This is a genomic window from Paenibacillus sp. 1001270B_150601_E10, from assembly GCF_015558675.1.
Lineage (GTDB): Bacteria > Bacillota > Bacilli > Paenibacillales > Paenibacillaceae > Paenibacillus_B.
The window spans coordinates 599036-621198 of sequence record NZ_JADMOL010000002.1 but is presented as its reverse complement, the minus strand read 5'-3'; the positions used below and the strand labels follow the sequence as shown (position 1 = coordinate 621198).

At 49.1% G+C, this 22163-nt stretch carries 25 protein-coding genes and 1 pseudogene (1 of these 26 cut by a window edge); 6 read left to right on the top strand and 20 right to left on the bottom strand.

Annotated elements, in window-relative coordinates:
- Positions 1-6: 6 nt before the first annotated feature.
- The 6 genes from I2H74_RS07785 to I2H74_RS07760 all read right to left on the bottom strand — a co-directional run bounded on the left by I2H74_RS07785 (position 7) and on the right by I2H74_RS07760 (position 3404).
- A complete protein-coding gene (locus tag I2H74_RS07785; RefSeq protein ID WP_195573003.1) occupies positions 7-756 on the bottom strand; it encodes a DUF4184 family protein in 750 nt (249 codons plus the stop codon).
- 246 nt (positions 757-1002) lie between these two features.
- Positions 1003-1572, bottom strand: a complete 570-nt coding sequence (locus I2H74_RS07780; RefSeq protein WP_195573000.1) for a manganese catalase family protein — start codon at positions 1570-1572, stop codon at positions 1003-1005.
- 49 nt (positions 1573-1621) lie between these two features.
- Positions 1622-1891 carry a spore coat protein CotJB gene (locus I2H74_RS07775; RefSeq protein ID WP_195572998.1) on the bottom strand — a complete coding sequence of 90 codons (270 nt, stop codon included), beginning with the start codon at positions 1889-1891 and terminating at the stop codon, positions 1622-1624.
- Entirely contained in the window at positions 1888-2133 is a 246-nt protein-coding gene (locus I2H74_RS24545; protein WP_324254033.1) for a spore coat associated protein CotJA, read from the bottom strand. Before I2H74_RS24545 ends, I2H74_RS07775 begins: the two co-directional genes overlap by 4 nt.
- A 422-nt stretch (positions 2134-2555) precedes the next feature.
- Complete coding sequence (locus tag I2H74_RS07765; RefSeq protein ID WP_195573452.1) at positions 2556-3086, bottom strand: Crp/Fnr family transcriptional regulator; 531 nt, start codon at positions 3084-3086, stop codon at positions 2556-2558.
- 36 nt (positions 3087-3122) lie between these two features.
- Positions 3123-3404: a hypothetical protein gene (locus I2H74_RS07760; protein WP_195572994.1), complete on the bottom strand. Its 282-nt coding sequence runs from the start codon at positions 3402-3404 to the stop codon at positions 3123-3125.
- 284 nt (positions 3405-3688) lie between these two features.
- Between I2H74_RS07760 and I2H74_RS07755 the strand changes: the two genes are divergently transcribed.
- The 5 genes from I2H74_RS07755 to I2H74_RS07735 all read left to right on the top strand — a co-directional run bounded on the left by I2H74_RS07755 (position 3689) and on the right by I2H74_RS07735 (position 7156).
- Positions 3689-4081 (top strand): hypothetical protein, encoded by a 393-nt coding sequence (locus tag I2H74_RS07755; RefSeq protein WP_195572992.1) that lies wholly within the window; start codon positions 3689-3691, stop codon positions 4079-4081.
- A gap of 115 nt (positions 4082-4196) precedes the next feature.
- Complete coding sequence (locus I2H74_RS07750; RefSeq protein WP_195572989.1) at positions 4197-4580, top strand: hypothetical protein; 384 nt, start codon at positions 4197-4199, stop codon at positions 4578-4580.
- Positions 4577-5827, top strand: a complete 1251-nt coding sequence (locus I2H74_RS07745; RefSeq protein ID WP_229106447.1) for a DNA polymerase IV — start codon at positions 4577-4579, stop codon at positions 5825-5827. Before I2H74_RS07750 ends, I2H74_RS07745 begins: the two co-directional genes overlap by 4 nt.
- On the top strand, positions 5824-6159 hold the full coding sequence (locus I2H74_RS07740; RefSeq protein ID WP_195572987.1) for a YolD-like family protein: 336 nt from the start codon (positions 5824-5826) through the stop codon (positions 6157-6159). The genes I2H74_RS07745 and I2H74_RS07740 overlap by 4 nt, the downstream gene beginning before the upstream one ends.
- A 304-nt stretch (positions 6160-6463) precedes the next feature.
- The gene (locus I2H74_RS07735; protein ID WP_195572985.1) at positions 6464-7156 is read left to right on the top strand and encodes an SOS response-associated peptidase; all 693 of its coding nucleotides are present in this window, start codon (positions 6464-6466) and stop codon (positions 7154-7156) included.
- 205 nt (positions 7157-7361) lie between these two features.
- On the opposite strand, the gene I2H74_RS07730 is transcribed toward I2H74_RS07735, so the two are convergent.
- From I2H74_RS07730 to I2H74_RS07710, 5 genes are all read right to left on the bottom strand, one after another.
- On the bottom strand, positions 7362-7649 hold the full coding sequence (locus tag I2H74_RS07730) for a stage VI sporulation protein F (protein ID WP_195572983.1): 288 nt from the start codon (positions 7647-7649) through the stop codon (positions 7362-7364).
- A gap of 127 nt (positions 7650-7776) precedes the next feature.
- On the bottom strand, positions 7777-9828 hold the full coding sequence (gene recG / locus I2H74_RS07725) for an ATP-dependent DNA helicase RecG (protein WP_195572981.1): 2052 nt from the start codon (positions 9826-9828) through the stop codon (positions 7777-7779).
- 9 nt (positions 9829-9837) lie between these two features.
- Complete coding sequence (locus tag I2H74_RS07720) at positions 9838-10722, bottom strand: DegV family protein (protein ID WP_195572979.1); 885 nt, start codon at positions 10720-10722, stop codon at positions 9838-9840.
- A gap of 44 nt (positions 10723-10766) precedes the next feature.
- On the bottom strand, positions 10767-12506 hold the full coding sequence (locus tag I2H74_RS07715; RefSeq protein ID WP_195573448.1) for a DAK2 domain-containing protein: 1740 nt from the start codon (positions 12504-12506) through the stop codon (positions 10767-10769).
- A gap of 54 nt (positions 12507-12560) precedes the next feature.
- The gene (locus I2H74_RS07710; protein WP_085492773.1) at positions 12561-12920 is read right to left on the bottom strand and encodes an Asp23/Gls24 family envelope stress response protein; all 360 of its coding nucleotides are present in this window, start codon (positions 12918-12920) and stop codon (positions 12561-12563) included.
- Between the two features lie 185 nt (positions 12921-13105).
- Here I2H74_RS07710 and rpmB point away from each other — a divergent pair, with 185 nt between their 5' ends.
- The gene (gene rpmB / locus I2H74_RS07705) at positions 13106-13294 is read left to right on the top strand and encodes a 50S ribosomal protein L28 (protein WP_195572977.1); all 189 of its coding nucleotides are present in this window, start codon (positions 13106-13108) and stop codon (positions 13292-13294) included.
- 165 nt (positions 13295-13459) lie between these two features.
- On the opposite strand, the gene spoVM is transcribed toward rpmB, so the two are convergent.
- From spoVM to fmt, 9 genes and pseudogenes are all read right to left on the bottom strand, one after another.
- Positions 13460-13540: a stage V sporulation protein SpoVM gene (spoVM, locus tag I2H74_RS07700; RefSeq protein ID WP_085492771.1), complete on the bottom strand. Its 81-nt coding sequence runs from the start codon at positions 13538-13540 to the stop codon at positions 13460-13462.
- Positions 13541-13749: 209 nt separating this feature from the next.
- Positions 13750-14004, bottom strand: a complete 255-nt coding sequence (locus I2H74_RS07695; protein WP_195572975.1) for a hypothetical protein — start codon at positions 14002-14004, stop codon at positions 13750-13752.
- A 26-nt stretch (positions 14005-14030) separates the two neighbouring features.
- Positions 14031-14711, bottom strand: coding sequence for a ribulose-phosphate 3-epimerase (gene rpe / locus I2H74_RS07690; RefSeq protein ID WP_229106445.1), 681 nt, complete (start codon positions 14709-14711; stop codon positions 14031-14033).
- 1 nt (position 14712) lies between these two features.
- On the bottom strand, positions 14713-15612 hold the full coding sequence (rsgA, locus tag I2H74_RS07685; protein WP_195572973.1) for a ribosome small subunit-dependent GTPase A: 900 nt from the start codon (positions 15610-15612) through the stop codon (positions 14713-14715).
- 34 nt (positions 15613-15646) lie between these two features.
- Complete coding sequence (gene pknB, locus I2H74_RS07680) at positions 15647-17923, bottom strand: Stk1 family PASTA domain-containing Ser/Thr kinase (protein ID WP_195572971.1); 2277 nt, start codon at positions 17921-17923, stop codon at positions 15647-15649.
- Positions 17920-18687, bottom strand: coding sequence for a Stp1/IreP family PP2C-type Ser/Thr phosphatase (locus I2H74_RS07675; protein ID WP_195572969.1), 768 nt, complete (start codon positions 18685-18687; stop codon positions 17920-17922). Before I2H74_RS07675 ends, pknB begins: the two co-directional genes overlap by 4 nt.
- A gap of 5 nt (positions 18688-18692) precedes the next feature.
- Positions 18693-19745: a 23S rRNA (adenine(2503)-C(2))-methyltransferase RlmN gene (gene rlmN / locus I2H74_RS07670; protein WP_195572967.1), complete on the bottom strand. Its 1053-nt coding sequence runs from the start codon at positions 19743-19745 to the stop codon at positions 18693-18695.
- Positions 19746-20239: 494 nt separating this feature from the next.
- Positions 20240-21631, bottom strand: a complete 1392-nt coding sequence (rsmB, locus tag I2H74_RS07665) for a 16S rRNA (cytosine(967)-C(5))-methyltransferase RsmB (RefSeq protein WP_195572965.1) — start codon at positions 21629-21631, stop codon at positions 20240-20242.
- Positions 21628-22163 (bottom strand): annotated as a pseudogene (gene fmt / locus I2H74_RS07660) (methionyl-tRNA formyltransferase) (it continues 413 nt past the right edge of the window). The gene rsmB and the pseudogene fmt overlap by 4 nt, the downstream one beginning before the upstream one ends.

The following is a 22163-nucleotide window of genomic DNA, read 5'->3' as shown; positions in this document are numbered from 1 at the left end:
TCCTCCTCATCGGGTCTTTATCTTCTTCATCATCCATGATGCCAGCAGAGTGCCCAGCAAGCCTCCTGACATACTGGCAACGACCGTAATCCCTATTATATTATGACTTTCGGTTAAGAGCATCTTAAGCCCCCAAACGATTATGGCTGTAAGCAGCACAAGGGCCCAGTACATAAACTTTTGCTGAGGGCTGACCTTTCTCCCATAATGCCCTACTTGGACGCGAGACAGAACATGAAGGAGCCAGATTCCTAGGAAAGCAAGCCCTAGCAGCGACAGTCCATGCTGCATGTATTTATATACCGGAATGCCGAAGACACTCCCTTGCAGCCATGTTGAGCGCACAACGACAGCACCGGAAGCATGGGTAAAAGCATCGATAGCGACATGCGAGTAGAAGCCAATGGCTACAGACAGCAGGAATCGAATCCACTCGCGATGCGATCGAAGGCTCCAGCGATCCTTTGACATTAACGCGGCCGCTCTTTGATCCAGCTGCCAGATCGAAGGCAGATGATGAGCAAGTTCTTGCTTCACGATGCGGTGAAATAAAAAGGCAAGCAGCACGCTTAGCGGCAGCGCCTCAAGCAGCAGTCCCTTTAGCGTGTGGCCGATATGCTGATAGGGCTCCAACGCAATAAAATACTCGAAGTCTGGCGCCATGCTCCCTAGAATAATGCCCGTCATGCTTACGTATCGCTTTGACAACCGCTGAATCGGCAGGGCATACGCGGGATGCGCAAATGTAAATGGCATAGCTCGTTCCTTTCTCCTAAGCAGCTCATATGATTCTTTGCTTGATTCCTTAAGCACAGCTTATCTTAGAATCTTGTATTCATTCACGCTGTGTAATAGCAAGATTATAGCAAACTCCCTCCTCCATCATCCACCCTACCCGCGCTTACCGCTTGAACAGCCCAAAGAGGCCACCCTTTTCACAAGGCTGACCTCATCCTCCTCTAGCATCAATCGCCCACACCTATTCAGTCTAGCTGTCCTGCATTAAAAAATTCTTCGTGCCGCACGGTCCTCCTTAATAATTTCAACCGCCTCACGGAATCGCAAGGAATGCACAATTTCACGCTCGCGTAAAAATTTCAGACTATCCTGCAGATCCACATCATCTGTCAAATCAATGAGCCATTGATAGGTGGCTCTCGCCTTCTCCTCTGCTGCGATATCCTCGTAAAGATCGGCAAGCGGATCTCCCTTGGCCTGAATGTAGGCAGCCGTCCACGGCACGCCTGCTGCATTGCTGTAGAACAGTGCGCTATCATGCGCCACATAGTTGGCTCCCAGCCCGGCCTGCTCAAGCTGCTCAGGTGTCGCATCCTTTGTCAGCTTATAAACCATCGTAGCAATCATCTCGAGGTGCGCGAACTCTTCCGTTCCGATATCGGTAAGTAATCCGATAACCTTGTCAGGAATCGTATACCGTTGATTTAAGTATCGTAGAGCTGCTGCAAGTTCTCCATCCGCACCACCATACTGCTCCAACAGCAGCTTTGCCATATGGGGATCGCATTTGCTTACTCGAACCGGATACTGCAGCTTCTTCTCATAGACCCACAAAGAAATTCCTCCTTAGCACACCTGATTGATCACTCCTTCTGTCCTTCCGTCAAATCTGCCACGGCCATGGTGTCTCCGCCCACGTAAACGGGCTTCCCGAATACCAGTGCCCAAAGTTCATGAGTGGGCCGTACTGTTCCTGAAATGCATGCGCAAGCTTCATGCGCTCTCCTACATAGTGGTTAAACTGCTGAATCGCCTGCTGATCGTTTGGATGGGTATCCAGATATAGATTCAGCTCAACGAGTACAAAATCCACTTCTTGCAGCTCTCTTAGCTTTGCATGATATTCAGGTGTTCGAAAAGGATGGTCACTCACTGGGCTCCACCTCCCCGCTGTGGTCGATATGGACTAAAGAGCGCAGGCCATAAGGTCCCGTATACTAAAGCTTCGGCTGGCGTAAATTGCGGCAAATTAGGAGGCTGAAACGTAATATATTGATTGGGGGGGACCACATACGTCTTGGGCCCTTTTGGCGGACATGGATCATACAGCCCGCGAAACGGCACATAGCTTCGCTCCTGATTATAATTCTGAGGGACCTGGGCAGGAGCCTGAATGGGTCCTTTTATGCCTTTGGTTTCAGACCGAACTCGCGGTTGATCATTTTCAGACATTCTGCATACCTCCTGCTTCTTCGTCGTAAGGACCTTGCCGACAGCACCTGACTTTCATCCTTTCTGAATCGTCAAAATAAAATGACGGATACACATGAAACCTCACAGCATATAAAACGCCCACGCTATCAACCTATGTTGTTTTCGGCTTGTCCTATACCTATGGGGCTCATGGCTCTCGTTACCACTTTTTGAACTTTCTAAACATAGCTTTTCTTGGACCAACCAGTTCTTCTTCCGGCCCTTTTATAAGCAACCTTAACTAGGTGTCAGGCGTTTCTCTTCTTCTAAAAAGACAATATGTCGATTAGGATCCATTGCGTTCAGAGGACTTCCGACAAAAAAAGTCTGCAATCCTTAACGGATTACAGACTTTTCGATGCTTGCTTCTTCTCTTTGGCTTGCTGACGCAGAAGCCGATTCACCGTTTCCCGGCGCACGCCTATAAATTGCCCGATCTCCTCCTGCGTAAGCAGCTCGGTCACATGCTCATAAGGAACATAGCCCGTCAGCCACTCCTGGAACAGCTTAAGCCGTTCTGCAGGGGTTCCAATAGCCATATAATCAATGCGCTGGTGCAAAAAGCGAACCTTCTCCTGCAAGAGACGAGCGATGTCAAGCGCCTTGTCTTTGCTTTGATCCAGCTCCGTGTACCAATCCTTTGCCAAGATGCGCTCCACCTGACAATCCGTCAGTGCCGTAGCGGTACCTCGGTATTCCTGCGGTGAGATTAACGAATGGTGAGGCACGACCTCTCCCGGGTATAAAATATTGAACATGACAACGTTGCCATTCTCGTGGATATGCGTAACCTTAAATAGTCCGCTTATAATGCGATACAGATAAGCGCTTGTATCTCCTTGATGAAACAGAACCTCACCTTTATGAAGCGTGATCTGCAAGCTCTTCACTCCTTTTAATGGGTTCGATTTTTATCCTCGCTCTATGTATGCCCCTTGCTCTAAATAATGCTTATAAATGCGGAAAAACAACCTCATGCCTGCCCAGTACTGCGCATCGCTCTGAATAGGCGACAGCCAATACAATGCATGATGGAGGGCTTCATCACTGCCTTCCGATTCCAATTCCATGTACTTCTGCAAATTGACCTCAAACAGCCCTACGATCGGCTCATCCCCGTTCAACCCCTTAAACTCATAGGTGGCCTGTGTGTCTTCCATAGACACTCGTTCAAATGTAAGATTCGTAATCATGAATATCCCCCAATCTCCCAGTGGGCTTAAGCTTGTCCCTCATCCCATGTATAAGCCGCTGGTCTTCTTACTTGTTAACCTTAGCGTATTCGCCGCCCTTCAAACAACGTCCAAAATTAACCATCCCCATCATCCCCCTTCCCTGCGCCCATTTTCCAAAGCATTCTTTATTTTACCTGCTTGAAAAACGAATATTTGTTCGGTATATTGAATATAATAAGAACATAAGTTCGTATTGCCTATAATTTCTTATGTATGTCATGTTAGAGAAGGAGATGAACGGGATGACATCTCATGTCACCTTTCAACCAGAACCTGCTTCCCGTGCAGCTGACGCGCTGCTCGTGAAGCAGTATGTTATTCACTCGCTCGTCATCGATACCTTAAAGCGCGATATGCTGAGGCTGACTCAAGCCTCGCTTAAGATGGCTCACTTGTATCTCGCTGCATTAGAGCAGGCCGAGCAGCAGGCCTCTGCATCTTCGCTCAAGCTGCGCCGCGAATTCAGACAGCGGGATATTCATATTCATGAGCAGGAACGGCAGCCTCATGGCATCCGCGTCCATTATTCCTGCAAAGGATATGAGCATTCCTTCTATATGCTGCGCGGTCTGCTTCGCAGTGAAGTAACAAGTTTAATGAAGCGCTACTTGAACTTGGAGCCAAGCGAGAAATAATTCCCTGTTGATAACAGAACATTTGTTCGTGTATATTAGGGATATTCGAATATCGTGCATTGCGATTAGCTTGCCCATTTATGCGTTACTATTGCGAAGGAGCGAGGAGATTGTTGTGACAAAGCGAGCAGCCCCCTTAGAGACCGAGGAAGATCTTCACCTCATTAAGGAATGCGTATTGCTGCCGATCCTTCTTGATGCATTGGAACGGGATTTGGCTATATTAGGGAAGACGCCGCTTAAGATGAATGCCTTGTACTGTATGCTTCTTCGACATGCACAAGATCAGATTACGATGGATCTTGCACGCATACGCAAGCAAATGCGTGTGCTTGGGCTTAAGATTTATGAAGAGCGCCGAACCGAGCTTGGTGTAGAGGCGTATTATTTATGCCGTGGCTACCATCATAAGTGCTCTATGCTGTGGAGCCTTGTTCGCGCTGAGCTTCATACTCGATTAAGCGCTTATTTCAATATGGAATGGCGGGGAAAGTTATGAAGAACACGGCTCTTTCAAAGAAGAGAGTCATTATGCTGGCCGATTGCCAGTCCTTCTATACAAGCGTCGAGAAGGCCGCTCATCCCGAGTATGCCGATCAGCCCGTTGTGGTGGCCGGAGATCCGGCAAGAAGATCCGGTATTATCCTTGCAGCCTGCCCTTTAGCGAAGAAGTACGGCATTACGACTGCTGAGCGCCTTGGCGAAGCACTAGGAAAGTGTCCTGACCTTGTCGTCATTCGTCCCCGCATGCAAGAATACATTCGGGTCTCTCTGCAAATTACGGAGATTATGCAGAACTATACGGATCTTGTAGAGCCTTACAGCATTGACGAGCAATTTCTTGACGTCACTGGCAGCCTAGGGCTTTTTGGCAGTCCCGAGGAGATTGCACAGAATCTGCAAAGAAAGATTCTAAAGGATACTGGCGTTTATATACGTGTCGGCATCAGTGAGAATAAAGTGCTCTCAAAGATGGCCTGCGACAACTATGCGAAGAAGAAGCCTTCTGGCATTTGGACTCTTCCCTCAGAGCAGATCGAGACGATGCTGTGGCCGCTTCCGATTCACCAGATGTTCATGGTAGGTTCGCGCATGACGAAGCACTTAACCCGCATGGGGATTCATACCATCGGCGATCTGGCAGGGACGCCTTTATCGCGGCTTAAAGCCAAGTGGGGCGTAAATGGCGAAGTGCTGTGGATGATCGCAAACGGCAAGGATTACTCCCCCGTCAAGCCAAACACCCATAATACCCAGAAGGGCATTGGCCATCAAATGACGCTTCCTTATGACTATTATACGCTGGAAGAGATCCGTGTTCCACTGCTTGAATTGACAGAGCTCGTATGCCAGCGCACCCGCCGCAAAGGCTTTATGGGCTATGTGGTCTCCGTCGGCTGCCGAGGAGCAGACTTTAATAAGAGCACTGGCTTTCATCGCCAGAAAAAGCTTGATGATCCTACGAATTTGACAAGCGAAGTGTATCAGACCGTGATGGCATTATTCATGAAGCATTGGAATGGCTCGCCGATTCGAAGCATCGGCGTATCCTTAACGGATCTCGTCAGCGATCAGGTGGTGCAGCTCGATTTGTTCCATGATCGCGAGAAGGAACTGGCGCTAGAGAAGGCAGCAGACCAGATTAAGCTGAAGTATGGCAATGCCGCCATTATGAGAGCATCCTCCCTTCAAGCCTCAGGGCAAGCGCGGGATCGTGCACAGAAGATTGGAGGTCACTATAAATGAGCAAGAAGCTGGAAGGCAATGGGCTGTTCGAGTCTTCACGCATGATGCTGCCTGAGCATAAGGAGGCTTATCTGCATCATCAAGAACGCATCGTGAAGAAGACTCGTCCCAAGCTCGACAGTCAGGAACTGGAATATTTGTCTGCGATTATTGCACAGTCGATGCAGGAGCACACTTCCGTTGTGCTTACTTTGTTCGATGAGGTGGAGGATCGGCATATAGCAGGAACCGTTATCCAGATTGATCCGCAGCGAAGAGCGATTCGAATTCAGCAGGAGGAGGAGAAGCTTTGGATTCCTGCAGCAGATATCGTCCGTGTCTCGATTCAATAAACCACTACCCATTCTATATAAGTTGAACAAATGATTAGAAAACCAATCAGAGACTAGATAGACTGGAAAAGATACCCAAAGATAATCGTCCTACAGAGATGTACTAGTCTAGATAAAGTAATAGAGCAAGTCAATATGGTAAACACCGTTCGTCCCCTTCTCTTTTAGCAGCAAGCGAGAGAAGGGGATTTCTGTGCTCAAAGGTGAAGTCCCATCATTGATCATTGCCTTTATCCAATTGGGCAATCGTAATTGCTTATGCTACAATCAAGCTAATCATGAGCCATAAGGAGGGAAAAAGGCAATGTGTGGCCGTTATACATTGACCGTCACTTGGGAGGAGCTGTTGATCTATTATTCGCTTGAGGAAAGCCCGCTCCCCTTTCATCAGCCCCGCTATAACGTAGCTCCGGGACAGATCATGCCTGCCCTGATCCATGATGGACAGAAGCGCAGAATGGGTCCGCTTCGCTGGGGTCTCGTTCCCTCTTGGGCAAAGGATGAGAAGATGGCTTACCGTACCATTAATGCAAGAGCTGAGACGCTGACAGACAAGCCTGCCTTTAGAGAGCCATTTCAGCGTAAGCGCTGCATTGTCCCTGCAGACAGCTTCTATGAATGGAAAAAAATAGACAAAAACATCAAGCAGCCGATGCGGATCGTACCGCGGCAGAACAAGCTTTTTCATATGGCGGGGCTGTATGATACATGGACAAGAACAGATGGGACTAGACTAAGCACCTTTACTATCATTACGACAACCCCGAACCGCAAGATGGAAGCCATTCATGACCGGATGCCCGTACTCCTTCAGGAAGAGCACATTGATGAATGGCTTAACCGGGATCAGAAAGACATCCTTCAGCTTCAAGCACTACTCAAGCCTGCTCCAGATACTTGGCTTGATATGTATCCTGTAAGCACCGAGGTTGGTCGCGTTCAGAATGACAGTCCTCGTTGCATCGAAGCCATCGATGATCCGCCAGTGTTGTTTTAGAGCCTACGCCGATGCTCTGTATCAATATCATATAAAACTTATATCATCAGTTCATAGCGAATACCTCATAAGGAATGACGCTTCAAACGCTCAAACATTCTCAATTGCTGCTTCAACCTAATTCAAACATAAAAAGCGCGGGACTGTTCACTCGAACAGCGACCGCGCTTTCTTATTATGCCTGCTTGATTGTGCTCTGATTAAGCTAACGGAACATTCCCCACAGCTTAATCAGATGGAACGTGTTATTAGGGTCTATCTTCTGAGCGATGACGAACTGCACCAGCTGCGTTTCCTGCGTATCCGTTAACGGCTCATGAAGAACCTTTGCTGCCTGGCGTATCAATCGGCGAACAATCGCTCGATCCTGCAAATCATGTTTGGTAACCCCGTCAACGAGACGCTTGATTTTCTCCTTCGTGGTCGGGTTACGCAACTTTGTCTTTACACGTTCAACAAGCTGCGGACTGATTCCATACTTTACATATGACATCGCAAGCACACCCCCGGTACAAATGTAGACTTGCGAAGTGATTCAGTATACATGCTGAATGCAACCCGAAGCGCAAGTCATCCTCGTTTGTACCATTGTATGCAGGAGGGCTTGGCCCATATCACGACTAATCGAGAAGCTCCCCTTGGAAGAGCTGCTCCTGCTTAAGCATCTCATGCAGCGGACGATATTCCGCCGTCGTCCAGAAATTCTCCATCCCGATCAGGTCGGCCGCGTCCTCTCTTGCCTGCTCCAGCACAGCAAAGTCGCTCGCCATGTCAGCAAGCTTGAACTCAGGAAGTCCACTCTGCTTCGTTCCGAAGAAATCCCCGGGGCCCCTAAGCTCAAGATCTCGCTGCGACAGCTCGAAGCCATCCTCTGTCTCCGTCATAATGCGCATGCGTTCTTTTCCTACCTCAGACTTCGGATCGGCAATGAGCACGCAATACGATTGATGCTCGCCCCGCCCAACGCGCCCTCTCAGCTGGTGGAGCTGAGATAGACCGAAGCGTTCGGCATCCATAATAATCATCAGCGTGGAGTTAGGCACGTCCACTCCGACCTCGATCACGGTCGTTGAGACGAGCAGATGGGTATCACCAGAGCTAAATGCACGCATGGCCTCATCCTTCTCAGAAGGCGTCATCCGTCCATGAAGCAAACCGATGCGCAGATCAGGGAAAGCCTGCTGCATCTGAACATGGACATCGATTGCATTCTGTACGTCGAGCTTATCGGATTCCTCAATTAGCGGACAGATCATATAAGCTTGGCGCCCTTGATCCACTTCCCGACGAATAAAGCCAAGGACGCGGTCCAGCATATCATGCTTCACCCAATAGGTTTTGATCGGCTTCCGTCCCGCAGGTCGATCCTTAATACTTGTTACATCCATATCGCCAAATGCCGTGATCGCGAGCGTTCTTGGAATCGGCGTCGCCGTCATAAGCAGCACGTCTGGATTCATCCCCTTGCGTCGGAGAATGCTGCGCTGATTGACGCCGAACCGATGCTGTTCATCGGTGACGACCAGCCCAAGCTGCTTGAAATAAACGTCTTCCTGAATCAATGCGTGCGTGCCCACGATAATATCAATGGCCCCCATTTGCAGCCCAGCCAAAATATCTTTTCGCTTCCGGCCTGTTACACTTCCTGTCAGGAGAGCAACCTGAATACCGTGTGACTCAAACAGCTTGGAAAGGGATCGCATATGCTGCTCGGCTAAAATCTCTGTCGGTACCATTAGAGCTCCTTGATAACCGGAGCGAACAGAAGCATACAGTGCAATAGCGGAGACAACGGTCTTGCCAGAGCCCACATCCCCTTGGAGCAGACGATTCATACAATATGGAGATCGCATGTCCGCAAGAATATCGGTAACGGCCCCCTTTTGGCCATCTGTAAGCTCAAATGGCAGAGAATGCACAAATTCTCGAACCTGAGCGTTCGAGGTCGAGTGAGCAACACCATCTGCACGCTCACGATTCAGCGCACGGAAAGCATGTAATTTTAATTGGAATAAGAGCAATTCCTCATAGACCATCCGCCTGCGGGCTTGCTTGCCGGCCTGCGCATCCTGAGGAGTGTGCAGTGCAACAATGGCTTGCTTCCTTGGCATCAGGCGATACCTGCGAACAAGCTCCTGAGGCAGCACCTCCGGAATCATCTCTGAGAACTGCTGAAGCGCCTGCGCAATCGTCTTGCGCATCCAGTTCTGCGTGATCTTGCCGCCAACCGAATACACGGGCTGCAGCGTATCCTTGCGCATCGCCCCTCGATCAGGGAATTCAGACGTCGCGACCGTGATTTGCATGCGCCGCTGGTCCCATTTACCTGTGACGACAACATCTCTTCCTTGGGTCAGCTGCTCGCGCATATAGGGGCGATTGAACCACGTGGCCGTGACAAGCCACTCCTCGACCATTAAGCGAACGGTCACCCTCGATTTCTTGCCAAATCGCTGGACAACAGGAGCACTAACAATACGTCCTTCGACGGTAATCTTCTCGCCATCCTTCACTTCATTCAGTTGGCGAACATGGAAATCTTCATAACGATACGGGAAATATAATAGCAAATCGGCTACTGAAGAAATGCCAAAGGCGTGAAGTTCCTGCTGCTTGGCAGCACTCACGCCTTTAACCACGGTTACTGGAATTGAAGTATAATCAATCATCATTCATTCCTATTATGCCTCAGAAAAAGGCTCACCGTCTGGTCCAATGGCAGGCCACATGAACACGGCTGTGACACCGAGCCCAACATGAGTACCTATAACAGCACCAATACGGGTATACATAAGAGACTTGATATCCAACTGCGACTTCAATGCAGCTACAACAGGTTCGGTCGCTGCCATATTGTCCGTATAGCCGACTGCTAAATGAACAGGAACATTCTTGAAGTCCTGTTCCAGCATGTCCAAGATTCGTTGAACAGCTTTCTTCGATCCGCGGACTTTCTCAACCGAATATACTTCTCCCTCATTATCAATAGAGAGAATCGGCTTAATGTTAAGCAATGTTCCAAACAAGGCTGCCGCTTTCCCGATACGGCCACCTTTTTGCAAATATTCAAGAGAATCTACCAAGAAGAACAGCTTCCGATGCTCCTGCATCCACTGAATCATCTGCAGAATCTCATCTTTCGTTTTACCTTCCTGAGCCATTTTTGCCGCTTGTACGACAAAGCTGCCGAAGCCGTATGATGCAGACTTGGAGTCTACAATCGTAATATCACTAGCCTCTTCCATCATGCTCTTCGCAAGCATTGCGGACTGATAAGTGCCGCTGAGTGCAGAGGAAAGATGAATGGAGATGATTGGTGTATCTGGCTCCTGATTCAACCGATTAAATACGTCAAGAAACTCTACAGGTGACGGCTGAGACGTTGTTGGCAGCTTTGGTGACTCGACTAGCTTCTGATAGAATTGATCCGCATCGATCGTTACCGCATCCTGATACATCTCATGACCAAAATGAACTTTCAGCGGTACCATCTCGATACCATAGCGTTCGCGCAGTTCAAGCGGGATGTCAGCAGTGCTGTCCGTCACGATTCGAACTTGAGCCATATCGTTGCCTCCCCATCACAACATTCGTGAGTCATCTACCTTTGTTATTCTACAGAAATAATATAGGAATAGATCGGTTGACCCCCAGCATGCACTTCAACTTCAACATCTGGATGATGCTCCTCTACCCATTCAACAAGCGACGCGGTTTCTTCTTCCTTCGCATCTTCTCCTGTTAGAATGGTGATGATCTCTCCGCCTGTTTCAAGCATCTTCGTCAAGAGCTGCTCGCATGTTTCCGTCAGATGCTCCGTTGTCGCAACGATCTTGCCTCCCGAGATACCGATAAAGTTGCCTGCCTTGATCTCAAGGCCGTCAAATTGCGTATCACGAACCGCATACGTAACCTGTCCGGACTTGACATGGGCAATCGCCTCTTGCATGGCCTCGATATTTGTTTCAAGAGACTCTTCTTCCTGGAAGGCAAACGCAGCAGCGATGCCTTGAGGGATCGTCTTCGTCTCGAGAACCGTGATATCACGCTCTACAATCTCAGCAGCCTGCTTTGCTGCCATAATGATGTTCGAGTTGTTCGGCAAAATAATAATATGCTGCGCTGTGATCGTCTCGATCGCTTCAATAAAGTCCTGCGTACTAGGGTTCATCGTCTGACCACCCGATAGCACCACGTCTACGCCGAGACTTTGATAAATATCCTTAATGCCATCTCCCATCGCAACAGCAATAAAGCCATAAGCAGCAATCTCATCAGCTGGCGGCTCTGCATTTTCACTGTGCAGTTGGAAGGACTCCTCCTGCTCAGCCGGCATCTCAGCGAATACTTCCGGCATCGCCGATTCGCCTTGCTCCGGATTCTCTTCATGCTCGCCATGAAGGAGATCGCGGTGCTGTTCGCGCATGTTCAGAATATGCATTCGAGTCAGCTCACCGTAGGCCATAGCGAGATCAAATACCTCGCCTGGGCGTCTAGAGTGCACATGAACTTTGACAATCTCCTCATCTGAAATCAAAATGATCGAGTCGCCGTTCTTTGCTAGCGCTTTCTCAAATTCTTCTTCATTGTATGGCTTGCCCGTTCCTCTTGTAAGATCGATAAAAAATTCCATATCGTACAGGAATTCAATATCTTCCGTATTCAGCTTCGCTTGTGCAGATGCATTCGCGTCGAGCTGCTTGACACGCTCCTGGATTGAAGCGACGTGGTCAGCCTTAGCCTCGCTTGGCTCTGCTGCCCCCTCTGTAGCACCCGACACTAGGAAACGCAGGAATCCTTCGTAGATGTATACGAGTCCTTGTCCACCTGAATCCACAACACCAACTTGCTTTAAGACAGGCAGCAGTTCAGGCGTGCGCTGCAAGGATTCATTCGCCTTCGCAAGCACTTCCCGCACCAGTTCCTCGATATCAGGCGTACGGCGAGCAATATGTACGGCGTGCTTCGCTGCATCCTTCGCTACCGTCAGAATGGTCCCCTCTACAGGCTTAACTACCGCTTTGTAGGCTGTATCTACTCCACTTTGCAATGCGTGAGCAAATTGTACCGCATTCACTTCATCAAGGCCTGCAACACCACGGCTGAAGCCACGGAACAACTGTGACAAGATGACCCCAGAATTCCCGCGAGCCCCCATCAGTAAGCCTTTCGACAGGATCTCGGCCGTCTTTGAGATGGACGCTGACCGTTTGTCCTTTATCTCTTTAACGCCCGCAGTCATTGTCAAATTCATATTCGTGCCCGTATCACCATCTGGTACCGGGAACACATTCAAGGCATTGACATGGTCAACGTGGCGATGGAGCGAATCCGCCCCGCTCAATACCATATTCGCAAATTGTGTTCCATTCAAAGAACGCATATTCAAAGAAAATTCCCCTTCCTAGCTTAATACACGTACGTCCTGCACAAAGATATTAACTTGCTCCACGTTAAGACCAACGATTTCATTTAACACATACTTGACCTTAACTTGAATATTATGCGCAACTTCAGATATTTTCGTTCCGTAGCTTACTATAATATATAAATCGATGTGCAGCGCATCTTGGACACGGCGAACTTCGACACCGCGTGAAAGATTCTCGCGACCGAGTAGTTCAGCAATGCCGTCTTTTAGTTGCTTACGCGAAGCCATGCCCACTAGGCCGTAAACTTCCATTGCGGCTGAACCGGCGATTACCGATATTACGTCTTCTGAAATGTTGACATTTCCCTGTTCTAGTTTGAGTTCAATGGCCATGGTTCGTTCACTCCTCTTTTCGAGTATTATGGACTAGTTACCATTGTACTATAAGAGCATAGAGAAATAAACAGCCCTCACAAACAAAGTTGTAGATTCTGTTGACTACTCAAAATAGGCTATGGTATGATATTGGAGTATTTGATTGGTTGTACCGGTTGTTTTATGGATAAGGAGGTGTAGGTATGGCTCGCAAATGTTTTATCACGGGTAAAGGTCCTGGTTCAGGTAACCACCGTTCACACGCGAATAACAAATCTCGCCGCTCTTGGGGCGTAAACGTGCAAAAAGTACGCATCTTGGTTGATGGTAAACCAAAACGTGTTTACGTGAGCACTCGCGCATTAAAAGCAGGTAAAGTGACTCGCGTCTAATACTTAGACTTATACAAAAAGCACCTGAATTCAGGTGCTTTTTTGCTTGCCGAAACCCGTATAATCACTTTCAATAGAAGAACCATATCATATCGGTGTGCCGCACCATGCGGGTTTATATCAGATCGGATGGAAGGGCCGGATTCAGCATGAAAGGCCGCCGCATTAGTTCTTGTTGAAAGTGTTTAAGATCGCCTTAACAAACCCTCCAAGAAATTTAGGCAGCTTAAACGTATAAAACTTCATCTTCCACCCTCCTCGTTTTTTTCATTTATGTTTAACGAAAACTGGTACGAACATCTTCCCGCTTAACTGCCCCCTCACAGCAGCTAACTAGGAGTTACAGGGAAATAAAAAAGGCTACATGAGACCTTGCTCATGTAACCATCATATGCGAATCTGCTCAAGCCTATGTCTGTCCGATCTGATTATCCATCCTTCGCCCAAGCCTTAAGTTAAGGCTGCATTTGAATCGTGTACAGATAGAAACTCATCATAAAAATAAAGAGTATAAAGTATACGATAGACAAAAGGACGAACGCGATGCGAATCCCTCGTGTCTGAAATTTGCGGAAAAAGAATATGACTAACAAAAGAGCCCCCACAGAGCACAATATATTAAACGGGGGCTGAATAAAAGCATACATCCCGACTAATGTTCCTACTGCAAAACTCCAGAAGCCCGCTAGCAGTGCATTTTTCCAATTCATGACCTCTCTCCTCTCTTCAGGCCGAACTAGCTGTGGGCAGCGTCTCGAATGGCTTGAATAACCGCCTTACGGTCAGCGGCGCCAAACACCGCACTTCCCGCTACAAGCACATCCGCTCCAGCCTGTACAACAGAGGCCGCAGTCGCAGCACTAATTCCGCCATCAACCTCAATGTGCAGCTTAGCATGACCCGCTTGATCTGCCATTTGACGAAGGCGGCGCACTTTATCAACGCCATGTTCAATAAAGCGCTGTCCTCCAAAGCCCGGATTAACCGTCATAATAAGCGCGAGATCAAGATCTTGGATAACTTCCTCAATCGAACGCAACGATGTATGCGGATTAAGAGCCACGCCTGCTTTTGCACCTGCTTCTTTGATCTGGTAGATCACGCGGTGCAGATGAGGACAGGCCTCTGCATGAACAGTAATCAGGTCAGCGCCTGCCTTTACAAAGTCTTCTACATACTTCTCCGGCTCAACAATCATGAGATGAGCATCCAGAAAAAGTGATGTATGCTTCTTTACAGCATCAACGGCCAAGGGGCCAAATGTCAGGTTAGGGACAAAGCGGCCATCCATCGCATCAATATGAATCCAATCCGCGCCGCTACGCTCTGCGTCCTTTACCTCTTCACCTAGACGAGCGAAGTCTGCTGAAAGAATCGAGGGTGCAATTTTGATCGGTTGAGTCATGTTCGTCTTCATCTTAATACCTCCGCTTCTTCTCCTTCATCTCCTCAAGAAAGAGAGCATAATGCTCATAGCGTGAAGCTGCGATGCCGCCCGCTTCAAGCGCTTCCTTCACCTTGCAGCCCGGCTCATGCGTATGCGTACAGCCTCTGAACTTGCATGAATCGGCTTTATCCTTGAATTCACGGAAGCAATCCCCTAATTGCTCAACGCCAAGCTCTAGAAAGTCAAGCTGGCTGAACCCAGGAGTATCCGCAATATAGCCACCCTTAGGCAGCTCAAGCAGCTCGACGTGGCGAGTCGTATGCTTTCCTCGTCCAAGCCGATGACTGATCACATTCGTTTCCATCTGCGCATGAGGAATCATTTGATTGAGCAAAGAGGACTTCCCAACACCGGATTGACCCGCGAATACGCTGATCTCGTGTGAAAGTATCTCTTCCAGTTCCTCGTAGCCGGATTGTTCCTTGGAGCTCGTAATGACGACCGGATAGCCGATCTTACGATAGAGCTCGATGTAGGACTCTACTTCCGCCTTCTTCTCAGTCGATTGAAGCAAATCCCATTTCGTCAACACGATAATCACATCTAATCCTGCATGCTCGATATGTACAAGGAACTTGTCCAGTAGCTGCGTATTGAAGTCTGGCTCTAGGACCGAAAAGGTCAGCAGAGCTACGCCTACATTCGCAATCGGCGGACGAATAAGCGATGAGGAACGAGGAAGAATCTCATCCACCGTTCCTTCACCGTTATCTGTCATCGAGAATTTGACGCGATCCCCAACAAGCGGGGACTCGCCTCTTTTTTTGAATATTCCTCTTGCTCGACACTGAACGGCATGATCCATGCTCCCTCCATCCGGAAGCACATAATAATAACCGCTTAACGCTTTGATAATTAAACCTTCAGGCATTCCTTATCCTCCATCATCTGATGTCTATTCGAGGTCATTCTCCGCCTTCCTCGGTTCCTGAGCCGTTCCCGTCTCCGTGCTCTCCGAAGCCTGTTCCTTCTTCTTGTCCTGGCCCTTGTTGTTCTTGCCCATTCCCTTGTTCGTTTCCTTGTGTTGATTCTTTCCCTGGCCTGGCAGTCGTCTCTTCAACCTCAGGAATAGGAACCGTTCCCTGCTTCGCATCGGTATACGTCACGGGGTACGAATCCAAGAACTGTCCATCACGGAATACGGATACCGCCCCATCTTTATTAGGAGCCAGCACAAGCTCGATATTGAACACCTGCGTAGAGGATATCTTGCGCGAATCCCATTCTTGATTCTCGCCTCTTGCATCGGTATAGGTAATGCGAATCGTGCTTTGCTTGCCATCCTGAGCAGGTGCTACCGGCAGACTAAATACATACTTCAACGCTTCTGGCGGATAGCCGGAGCTGATATAAATCTTGACCTCATCGCCCTTGTTAACTTGATCATTCGGCTCGTATGGCCATTGATTAATGACTTGACCTTGCGGTGAGAAACTAGGCTCTTCGATTATGCCATCCTTAGCAAGCTTAAGCCCGCTTTGTTCGATCAATGCCAGCGCCTCATCCTTTGTGGATCCAATCAGGTTCGGCATGCCGAAGGACTCCTGGCCTTTACTCACCTTAAGCTCGATCGAATCTTTCTTCGGATCAACAGCAGTACCAGCATTCGGACTCATCGACACGACATGACCCGCCTCGACCTGATCATCAAATACGACGTCTTGACTGATGCGTCCGGTGTCAAATCCAAGGGCAATCAATTGCTTTACTGCCTCATTGAATTCAAGCCCAACTAAGTTAGGAAGCGGCTTATTAGGCTCTCCTTCACTGACGTACAGCTTAATGCTGGAGCCTTCTTTGACCGTTGTCCCTGGCGTTTTGCTTTGCTTGAACACGATACCTGGCTCAAAGCCTTCCTTCGGCTCACGAATAATCGGATCTTCAACCGTGATATGTAGCTCCGTCAACTTCTGTACAGCTTCTTCTTCTGTTAACTTCACCAGATCAGGCAGAACAACTTCTCCTACGCTGAGCAAGCTCTTTACATAGAAGACAACACCGATCATAATGCCGAGAAATACAAGGGTACTCGTGATCCAGATCGTCGGCTTTACCCATTTTTTCTTCGGCGGCGTAGGATTGCTAGGCTGCCGATCGCGAGGCGGAACCTGACGATAGTCCGGTCTTCCTCCTCCTTGTCCCTGATCGGATCTTGGATGCAGGGTGTGCTGTTCCCTGTAAGATGGAGTCCCTGATTGATTCCGGCCATCTCTTCTTCGTTCCATGATCTCATCATACTCCTCATCGTCCTCATCCGCGAACGTATCCATCGGCACATCACGAATCGCAGGCATCACTCGCGTTTCCTGATCATCGTCATAAGCCGGAGGCTTGTCGAACGTAATCTTCGATTCATAGGCACGCTCTGGAGACAGGCAGGTCTCAAGATCACCCAGCATTTCCTTTGCCGATTGATAGCGCTCCGAAGGATTCTTTCGCATCGACTTTAAAATCACGTTCTCCACGCTTTGCGGAATATGAGGGTTTACCGTCTTAGGCTCCTCAAATGGCTCCTGCAAATGCTTCAGCGCAACGCTGATCGGACTTTCCCCAAGAAAAGGAAGCTTAGCGGTAAGCATCTGATACAGCACGATGCCAAGCGAATACAAGTCTGACTTTTCTCCGGTTGACGTTCCCTTTGCATGCTCAGGTGAAAAATAATGAACCGAGCCAAGCACGGAACCCGTCTGGGTAATCGTTGAGGAGGTAACGGCTCTTGCAATACCAAAGTCGGTTACCTTCACTCGTCCATTGTTCCCGATCAAAATATTGTGCGGTTTAATATCACGATGAATAATATGATTCTGATGAGCGTGATCAAGCGCATCGCAGATTTGAATGGCAATGCGAACGGCCTCGTCCACCTGAAGCGGCGCACGCTCCTTTATAATTTCATTCAAATTATGGCCTTCAATATACTCCATGACGATATAGTGCGTTTCGTCCTCTTGTCCAACATCGTAGATGCTCACTACATTCGGATGCGACAATGATGCTGCAGACTGCGCCTCGCGGCGAAATCTCTTGATAAATTCTTCATCATGGACAAATTGCTGACGCAGCACCTTCACCGCGACGTAACGGTTCAACAGCACATCTAAAGCCTTGTACACCAGCGCCATGCCGCCCCCGCCAACGCGAGCGATCATTTCGTATCTTCCGGCTAACGTCGTTCCAATCAATCGTCACACCCCACTTTCTTGCTGACAGGCTCTTGTTCTTGGACGAGAACAACTGTAACATTATCGTCGCCTCCCGCTTCAATCGCACGAGCGATCAGCCGGTCCGCGATGACATGAAGCGGCAATGACGGATCAATGGTAATCGTCCATATCGTGGAGTCATCAATCATTCGTGTCAAGCCATCACTGCACAGCAGAAGCGTCTCTTCTGGCTTCAGCACGAACTCGGACACATCAACCTGTACGACCTCATCCGTACCCAATGCCCGGATGAGCACATTGCGGCGAGGATGCGTCTCCGCTTCCTCAGCCGTAATCTGGCCCTTGCGCATCAATTCATGAACGAGCGAATGGTCTTCTGTCAGCTGCTTGATCCGATCACGGCTTACAATATAGGCTCTGCTGTCGCCAATATGGCCGATCGTAACTTCTTGGTTGTAGATGACCGCAGCTACGATCGTAGTACCCATATGCGTATATTTCTCATCCTGTGATGCGATATGGAAGATCGTATCATTTGCACGTAAGATCGCTTGTTCAAGTCCAGATCTTCGCTCATTTGCTCCAAGATCTGAAGGAAGTGCCGTCAACTCTCGAACGATCGTCTCCACAGCAAGACGGCTAGCCACGTCGCCAGCTTGATGTCCGCCCATTCCATCGGCCACAACGGCAATCGTATAGCCGTTCTCCAGCGTTTCTGAATAAGCGCGATCCTCATTTACTGCACGAACTCGTCCTACATCCGAGCGATGTACAGCATTCATCCTAATCACCTCGCGTTAGACTCCAAATGCTTCGCACGCAGCTGGCCACAGGCCGCTGCGATATCATGCCCTTGCTCGCGGCGAATCGTTGCATTGATGCCGCGGTCTACCAGGGTATTGTAGAATTTGAAAATTTCATTTTTCGGTGTACGAACATAATCGCGCTCTGGCACATAGTTAACCGGTATAAGGTTCACGTGCGCAATCATCTCCATGCGCTTCAGCACATCAGCAAGCTCTTCTGCATGCTCCACCTGATCGTTTACGCCACCGATAAGCGCATATTCAAATGTGATGCGTCTGCCCGTCTTCTCTTGATAGAATTTAAGTGCCTTCATCACATCCTCAAATGGGAAGCGGCGGTTAACCGGCATCAGCTTGGAACGCAGCTTGTCATTCGGCGCATGGATCGAGATCGCTAGATTGATCTGAGTATTCTCTTCAGCGAACTTATAGATGCTTGGCACAATGCCGCTCGTAGATACCGTAATATGGCGCTGCCCAATGTTAAGTCCCTTCTCATGAATCATAATGCGAAGGAAGTTCATCGTAGCCTCATAATTCTCGAAAGGCTCTCCTGTTCCCATTATTACGATACTGCTGACACGCTCATTCGTTTCATCCAAAATTTTCTGAGCAGCTACGACCTGAGCCACAATCTCCCCTGCCGTCAAATTCCGCTTAAGTCCTCCAAGCGTCGAAGCACAGAAGGTGCAGCCTACCCGGCAGCCCACCTGTGTCGTAACACACACACTGTTGCCATAGTTATGTTTCATAACGACGGTCTCGATGGCATGATCATCATGCAGTCCGAACAAGAACTTGATTGTTCCATCTGACGACTTCAGGTGAGTAATCTCCTTCAACGTTACAAACTGGAAGTTATCATTCAGTTTGCCGCGAAGAGACTTTGACAGATTCGTCATCTCTTCAAAGTTCGTTACGCGCTTCACGTAGAGCCAATCAAAGATTTGCCCGGCACGAAATTGAGGCTCCCCCTGCTCTTTCACCCATGCCTGAAGCTCTTCAAGCGTTAAATCGTATATAAATGGTTTCATCTGTTGTCTCACTACCTGTTCTGTTAATAAAATATTGGCACGTTGCGCTAGAGCATATGGCTCATACAGTCGCATTCGATTTATTTTACCACAAATGACATGTCAGCATAACCGCCCTGCTGTACTTATTCCCATTCATTTACGCATTCCGCCGTTCTATACCTCTTATTCGGAAGAAAATGAACTAGAGAATCTCATTTGGGAATCCTTTTAGTCACCGTAGCTAGATTTGAACTTCATATCCTTAACGATCTTTGGATCAAACAAAAGACCCGCGCACTCAAGCGTGTTCCTACTTGATTGCACGGGTCTTTAGCATCATATCAACCTTTAGAGCCGCTGTCCTACATGAAAGATCACGATATCGATCTTAGGTGCAATCCATCATCCATGCGAGCTCAGTACGGCGCTTCAGGCCATAATGTTTCAACAAACGAACAAACGAAACTTACATATGCTGTATACCTTCAACAAATGGATCGCTGCCTGCAGGATTAAGACTCGCTTTTCTCCAAACAAGCAATAAAGAATCCATCCGAATCCGCATCATGAGGGAGCACCTGAAGCATCCCTTCGTCACTGCGCTTCAAGGCCATTGACAGCTTATCCTGCGGAAGTGCCGCTTTCCAAGAGTCATCGAGCCTCCACTCGCTATGCTTTTTGATAAATTGCTTGACGACCTCGCCATTCTCTTTGGGTTCAATCGTACAAGTAGAATATACAAGCCGTCCTCCTGGACGCACGAGCTTTGCAGCCTCGCGAATAAGCTCGTGCTGAAGCTTCGCGATATCATGCACATCCTGTGCCGTCTTGCGCCACTTTAGATCGGGCTTGCGGCGAATAACTCCAAACCCCGAGCAGGGAGCATCTAGCAGCACAACATCAAAGCTTTGTGCCTCAAGATGCGAACCCAGCTTGCTCGCATCCACATTCATGGTTTGAATAGCGGAGAGGCCAAGCCGACCAGCTTGGTCTTGAATGAGAGCCATCTTATGAGCATGGAGGTCATTGGACATGACCTCGCCATGATTGCCCATGCGCTCAGCGATATGCATTGATTTGCCGCCTGGCGCGGCACAGCAATCCAGCACACGCATTCCTGGCTCTGGACGGACAGCTTCGACAACAAGCATGGAGCTTTCATCCTGCATGGAGATCTTCCCATCCTTATACCAGGACGAAAAAGCAAGGTTCCCGGTACCGATTCCGACAATCCCGTCCTTTGAGAGATCGGAAGGCTTAACAAATATGCCCTGTGCCTTCATCTCTTCCATGATCACATCACGCTTTGAACGCAGGGGATTCACTCGGACACTCGTATGTGGAGGCTCGTTGTTCGCTTCACAGATTGACTCCGTCTCCTCGGCCCCATATTCCTTAATCCATTCTTGAACGAGCCAGACAGGATGAGAATGCTCCCAAGCAATCCTCTCTGCTGGCGACATGTCCTTCTTTGCTTCCCACAACTCCGGCTCCCGCATTACGGCGCGAAGCACGCCATTCACGAAGCCTGCCATCGCCTGCTGACCGCGACGCTTTGCAATGGTCACCGCCTCATTGACGACGGCATGATCAGGAATGCGATCCAAGTAATGAAGCTGGTATAAGCTCATGCGAAGAAGATTGCGCATCCATGGCTTCAGCTTGCGGATGCCTTTATTAACCTTTTGCTCCAATACGCCATCCAAGGTGGACAAGCGCTGGATTGTGCCGTAGACAAGCTCCGTAGCAAGCCCTGCGTCCACTCGCTCCAAGCGCGCTTCCTTCAAGGCCTCGTTCAGCTGCAAATTGCTGTACGCCTGCTCTTTGTCCACCTGAACGAGCACATCAAGCGCCACCTCACGAGCGGAACGACGCTTTGGCTGTTTTACGTCCAACTGCGTCACAACAGCACCGTCCCCGGCGTCATCTTGCCGCCTCGAGCAAAGTCCTGCACCGGCATTGCCTTCTTGCCTGCCGGCTGAACCTCTGTAAGTGTAACCGTGCCATCCCCAGTCTTGATCACGATACCCGCTTCATTCATCGCGATCACGGTTCCCGGCTTAGCATCTACCGGCACACTTTTGTCCTGCGACGATTCCGGCGCCTGCATCGCCCATACCTTAAACACTTCATCGCTCCACATCGTATAGGCGCCAGAGTATGGTACTAGACCCCGAACCTGATTGAACAGCTCACGGGAAGTACGGCTCCAATCGATACGCTCATCTTCGCGCTTAAGATTCGGAGAATAGGTCGCCAACGCCTCATCCTGCGGCACTGCTTGAACGCGGCCAGCGATCAATTCCGGCAATGTCTTTTTCAACAGTTCTGCACCTGCAAGGCTCAGCTTGTCAAACATCGTGCCTGCATTGTCCTCATCTGTGATCGGAAGGGCAACACGGCTGATCATATCCCCTGTATCCATGCCTTCAGCCA

Bases quoted from the DNA above. Each gene is read 5' to 3' on its own strand.
- I2H74_RS07785 (WP_195573003.1), bottom strand. From the start codon at position 756: ATGCCATTTACATTTGCGCATCCCGCGTATGCCCTGCCGATTCAGCGG.
- I2H74_RS07760 (WP_195572994.1), bottom strand. From the start codon at position 3,404: ATGATTACGAATCTTACATTTGAACGAGTGTCTATGGAAGACACACAG.
- I2H74_RS07755 (WP_195572992.1), top strand. From the start codon at position 3,689: ATGACATCTCATGTCACCTTTCAACCAGAACCTGCTTCCCGTGCAGCT.
- I2H74_RS07745 (WP_229106447.1), top strand. From the start codon at position 4,577: ATGAAGAACACGGCTCTTTCAAAGAAGAGAGTCATTATGCTGGCCGAT.
- I2H74_RS07740 (WP_195572987.1), top strand. From the start codon at position 5,824: ATGAGCAAGAAGCTGGAAGGCAATGGGCTGTTCGAGTCTTCACGCATG.
- I2H74_RS07735 (WP_195572985.1), top strand. From the start codon at position 6,464: ATGTGTGGCCGTTATACATTGACCGTCACTTGGGAGGAGCTGTTGATC.
- I2H74_RS07730 (WP_195572983.1), bottom strand. From the start codon at position 7,649: ATGTCATATGTAAAGTATGGAATCAGTCCGCAGCTTGTTGAACGTGTA.
- recG (WP_195572981.1), bottom strand. From the start codon at position 9,828: ATGATGATTGATTATACTTCAATTCCAGTAACCGTGGTTAAAGGCGTG.
- I2H74_RS07720 (WP_195572979.1), bottom strand. From the start codon at position 10,722: ATGGCTCAAGTTCGAATCGTGACGGACAGCACTGCTGACATCCCGCTT.
- I2H74_RS07715 (WP_195573448.1), bottom strand. From the start codon at position 12,506: ATGGTATTGAGCGGGGCGGATTCGCTCCATCGCCACGTTGACCATGTC.
- I2H74_RS07710 (WP_085492773.1), bottom strand. From the start codon at position 12,920: ATGGCCATTGAACTCAAACTAGAACAGGGAAATGTCAACATTTCAGAA.
- rpmB (WP_195572977.1), top strand. From the start codon at position 13,106: ATGGCTCGCAAATGTTTTATCACGGGTAAAGGTCCTGGTTCAGGTAAC.
- spoVM (WP_085492771.1), bottom strand. From the start codon at position 13,540: ATGAAGTTTTATACGTTTAAGCTGCCTAAATTTCTTGGAGGGTTTGTT.
- I2H74_RS07695 (WP_195572975.1), bottom strand. From the start codon at position 14,004: ATGAATTGGAAAAATGCACTGCTAGCGGGCTTCTGGAGTTTTGCAGTA.
- rpe (WP_229106445.1), bottom strand. From the start codon at position 14,711: ATGAAGACGAACATGACTCAACCGATCAAAATTGCACCCTCGATTCTT.
- rsgA (WP_195572973.1), bottom strand. From the start codon at position 15,612: ATGCCTGAAGGTTTAATTATCAAAGCGTTAAGCGGTTATTATTATGTG.
- I2H74_RS07675 (WP_195572969.1), bottom strand. From the start codon at position 18,687: ATGAATGCTGTACATCGCTCGGATGTAGGACGAGTTCGTGCAGTAAAT.
- rlmN (WP_195572967.1), bottom strand. From the start codon at position 19,745: ATGAAACCATTTATATACGATTTAACGCTTGAAGAGCTTCAGGCATGG.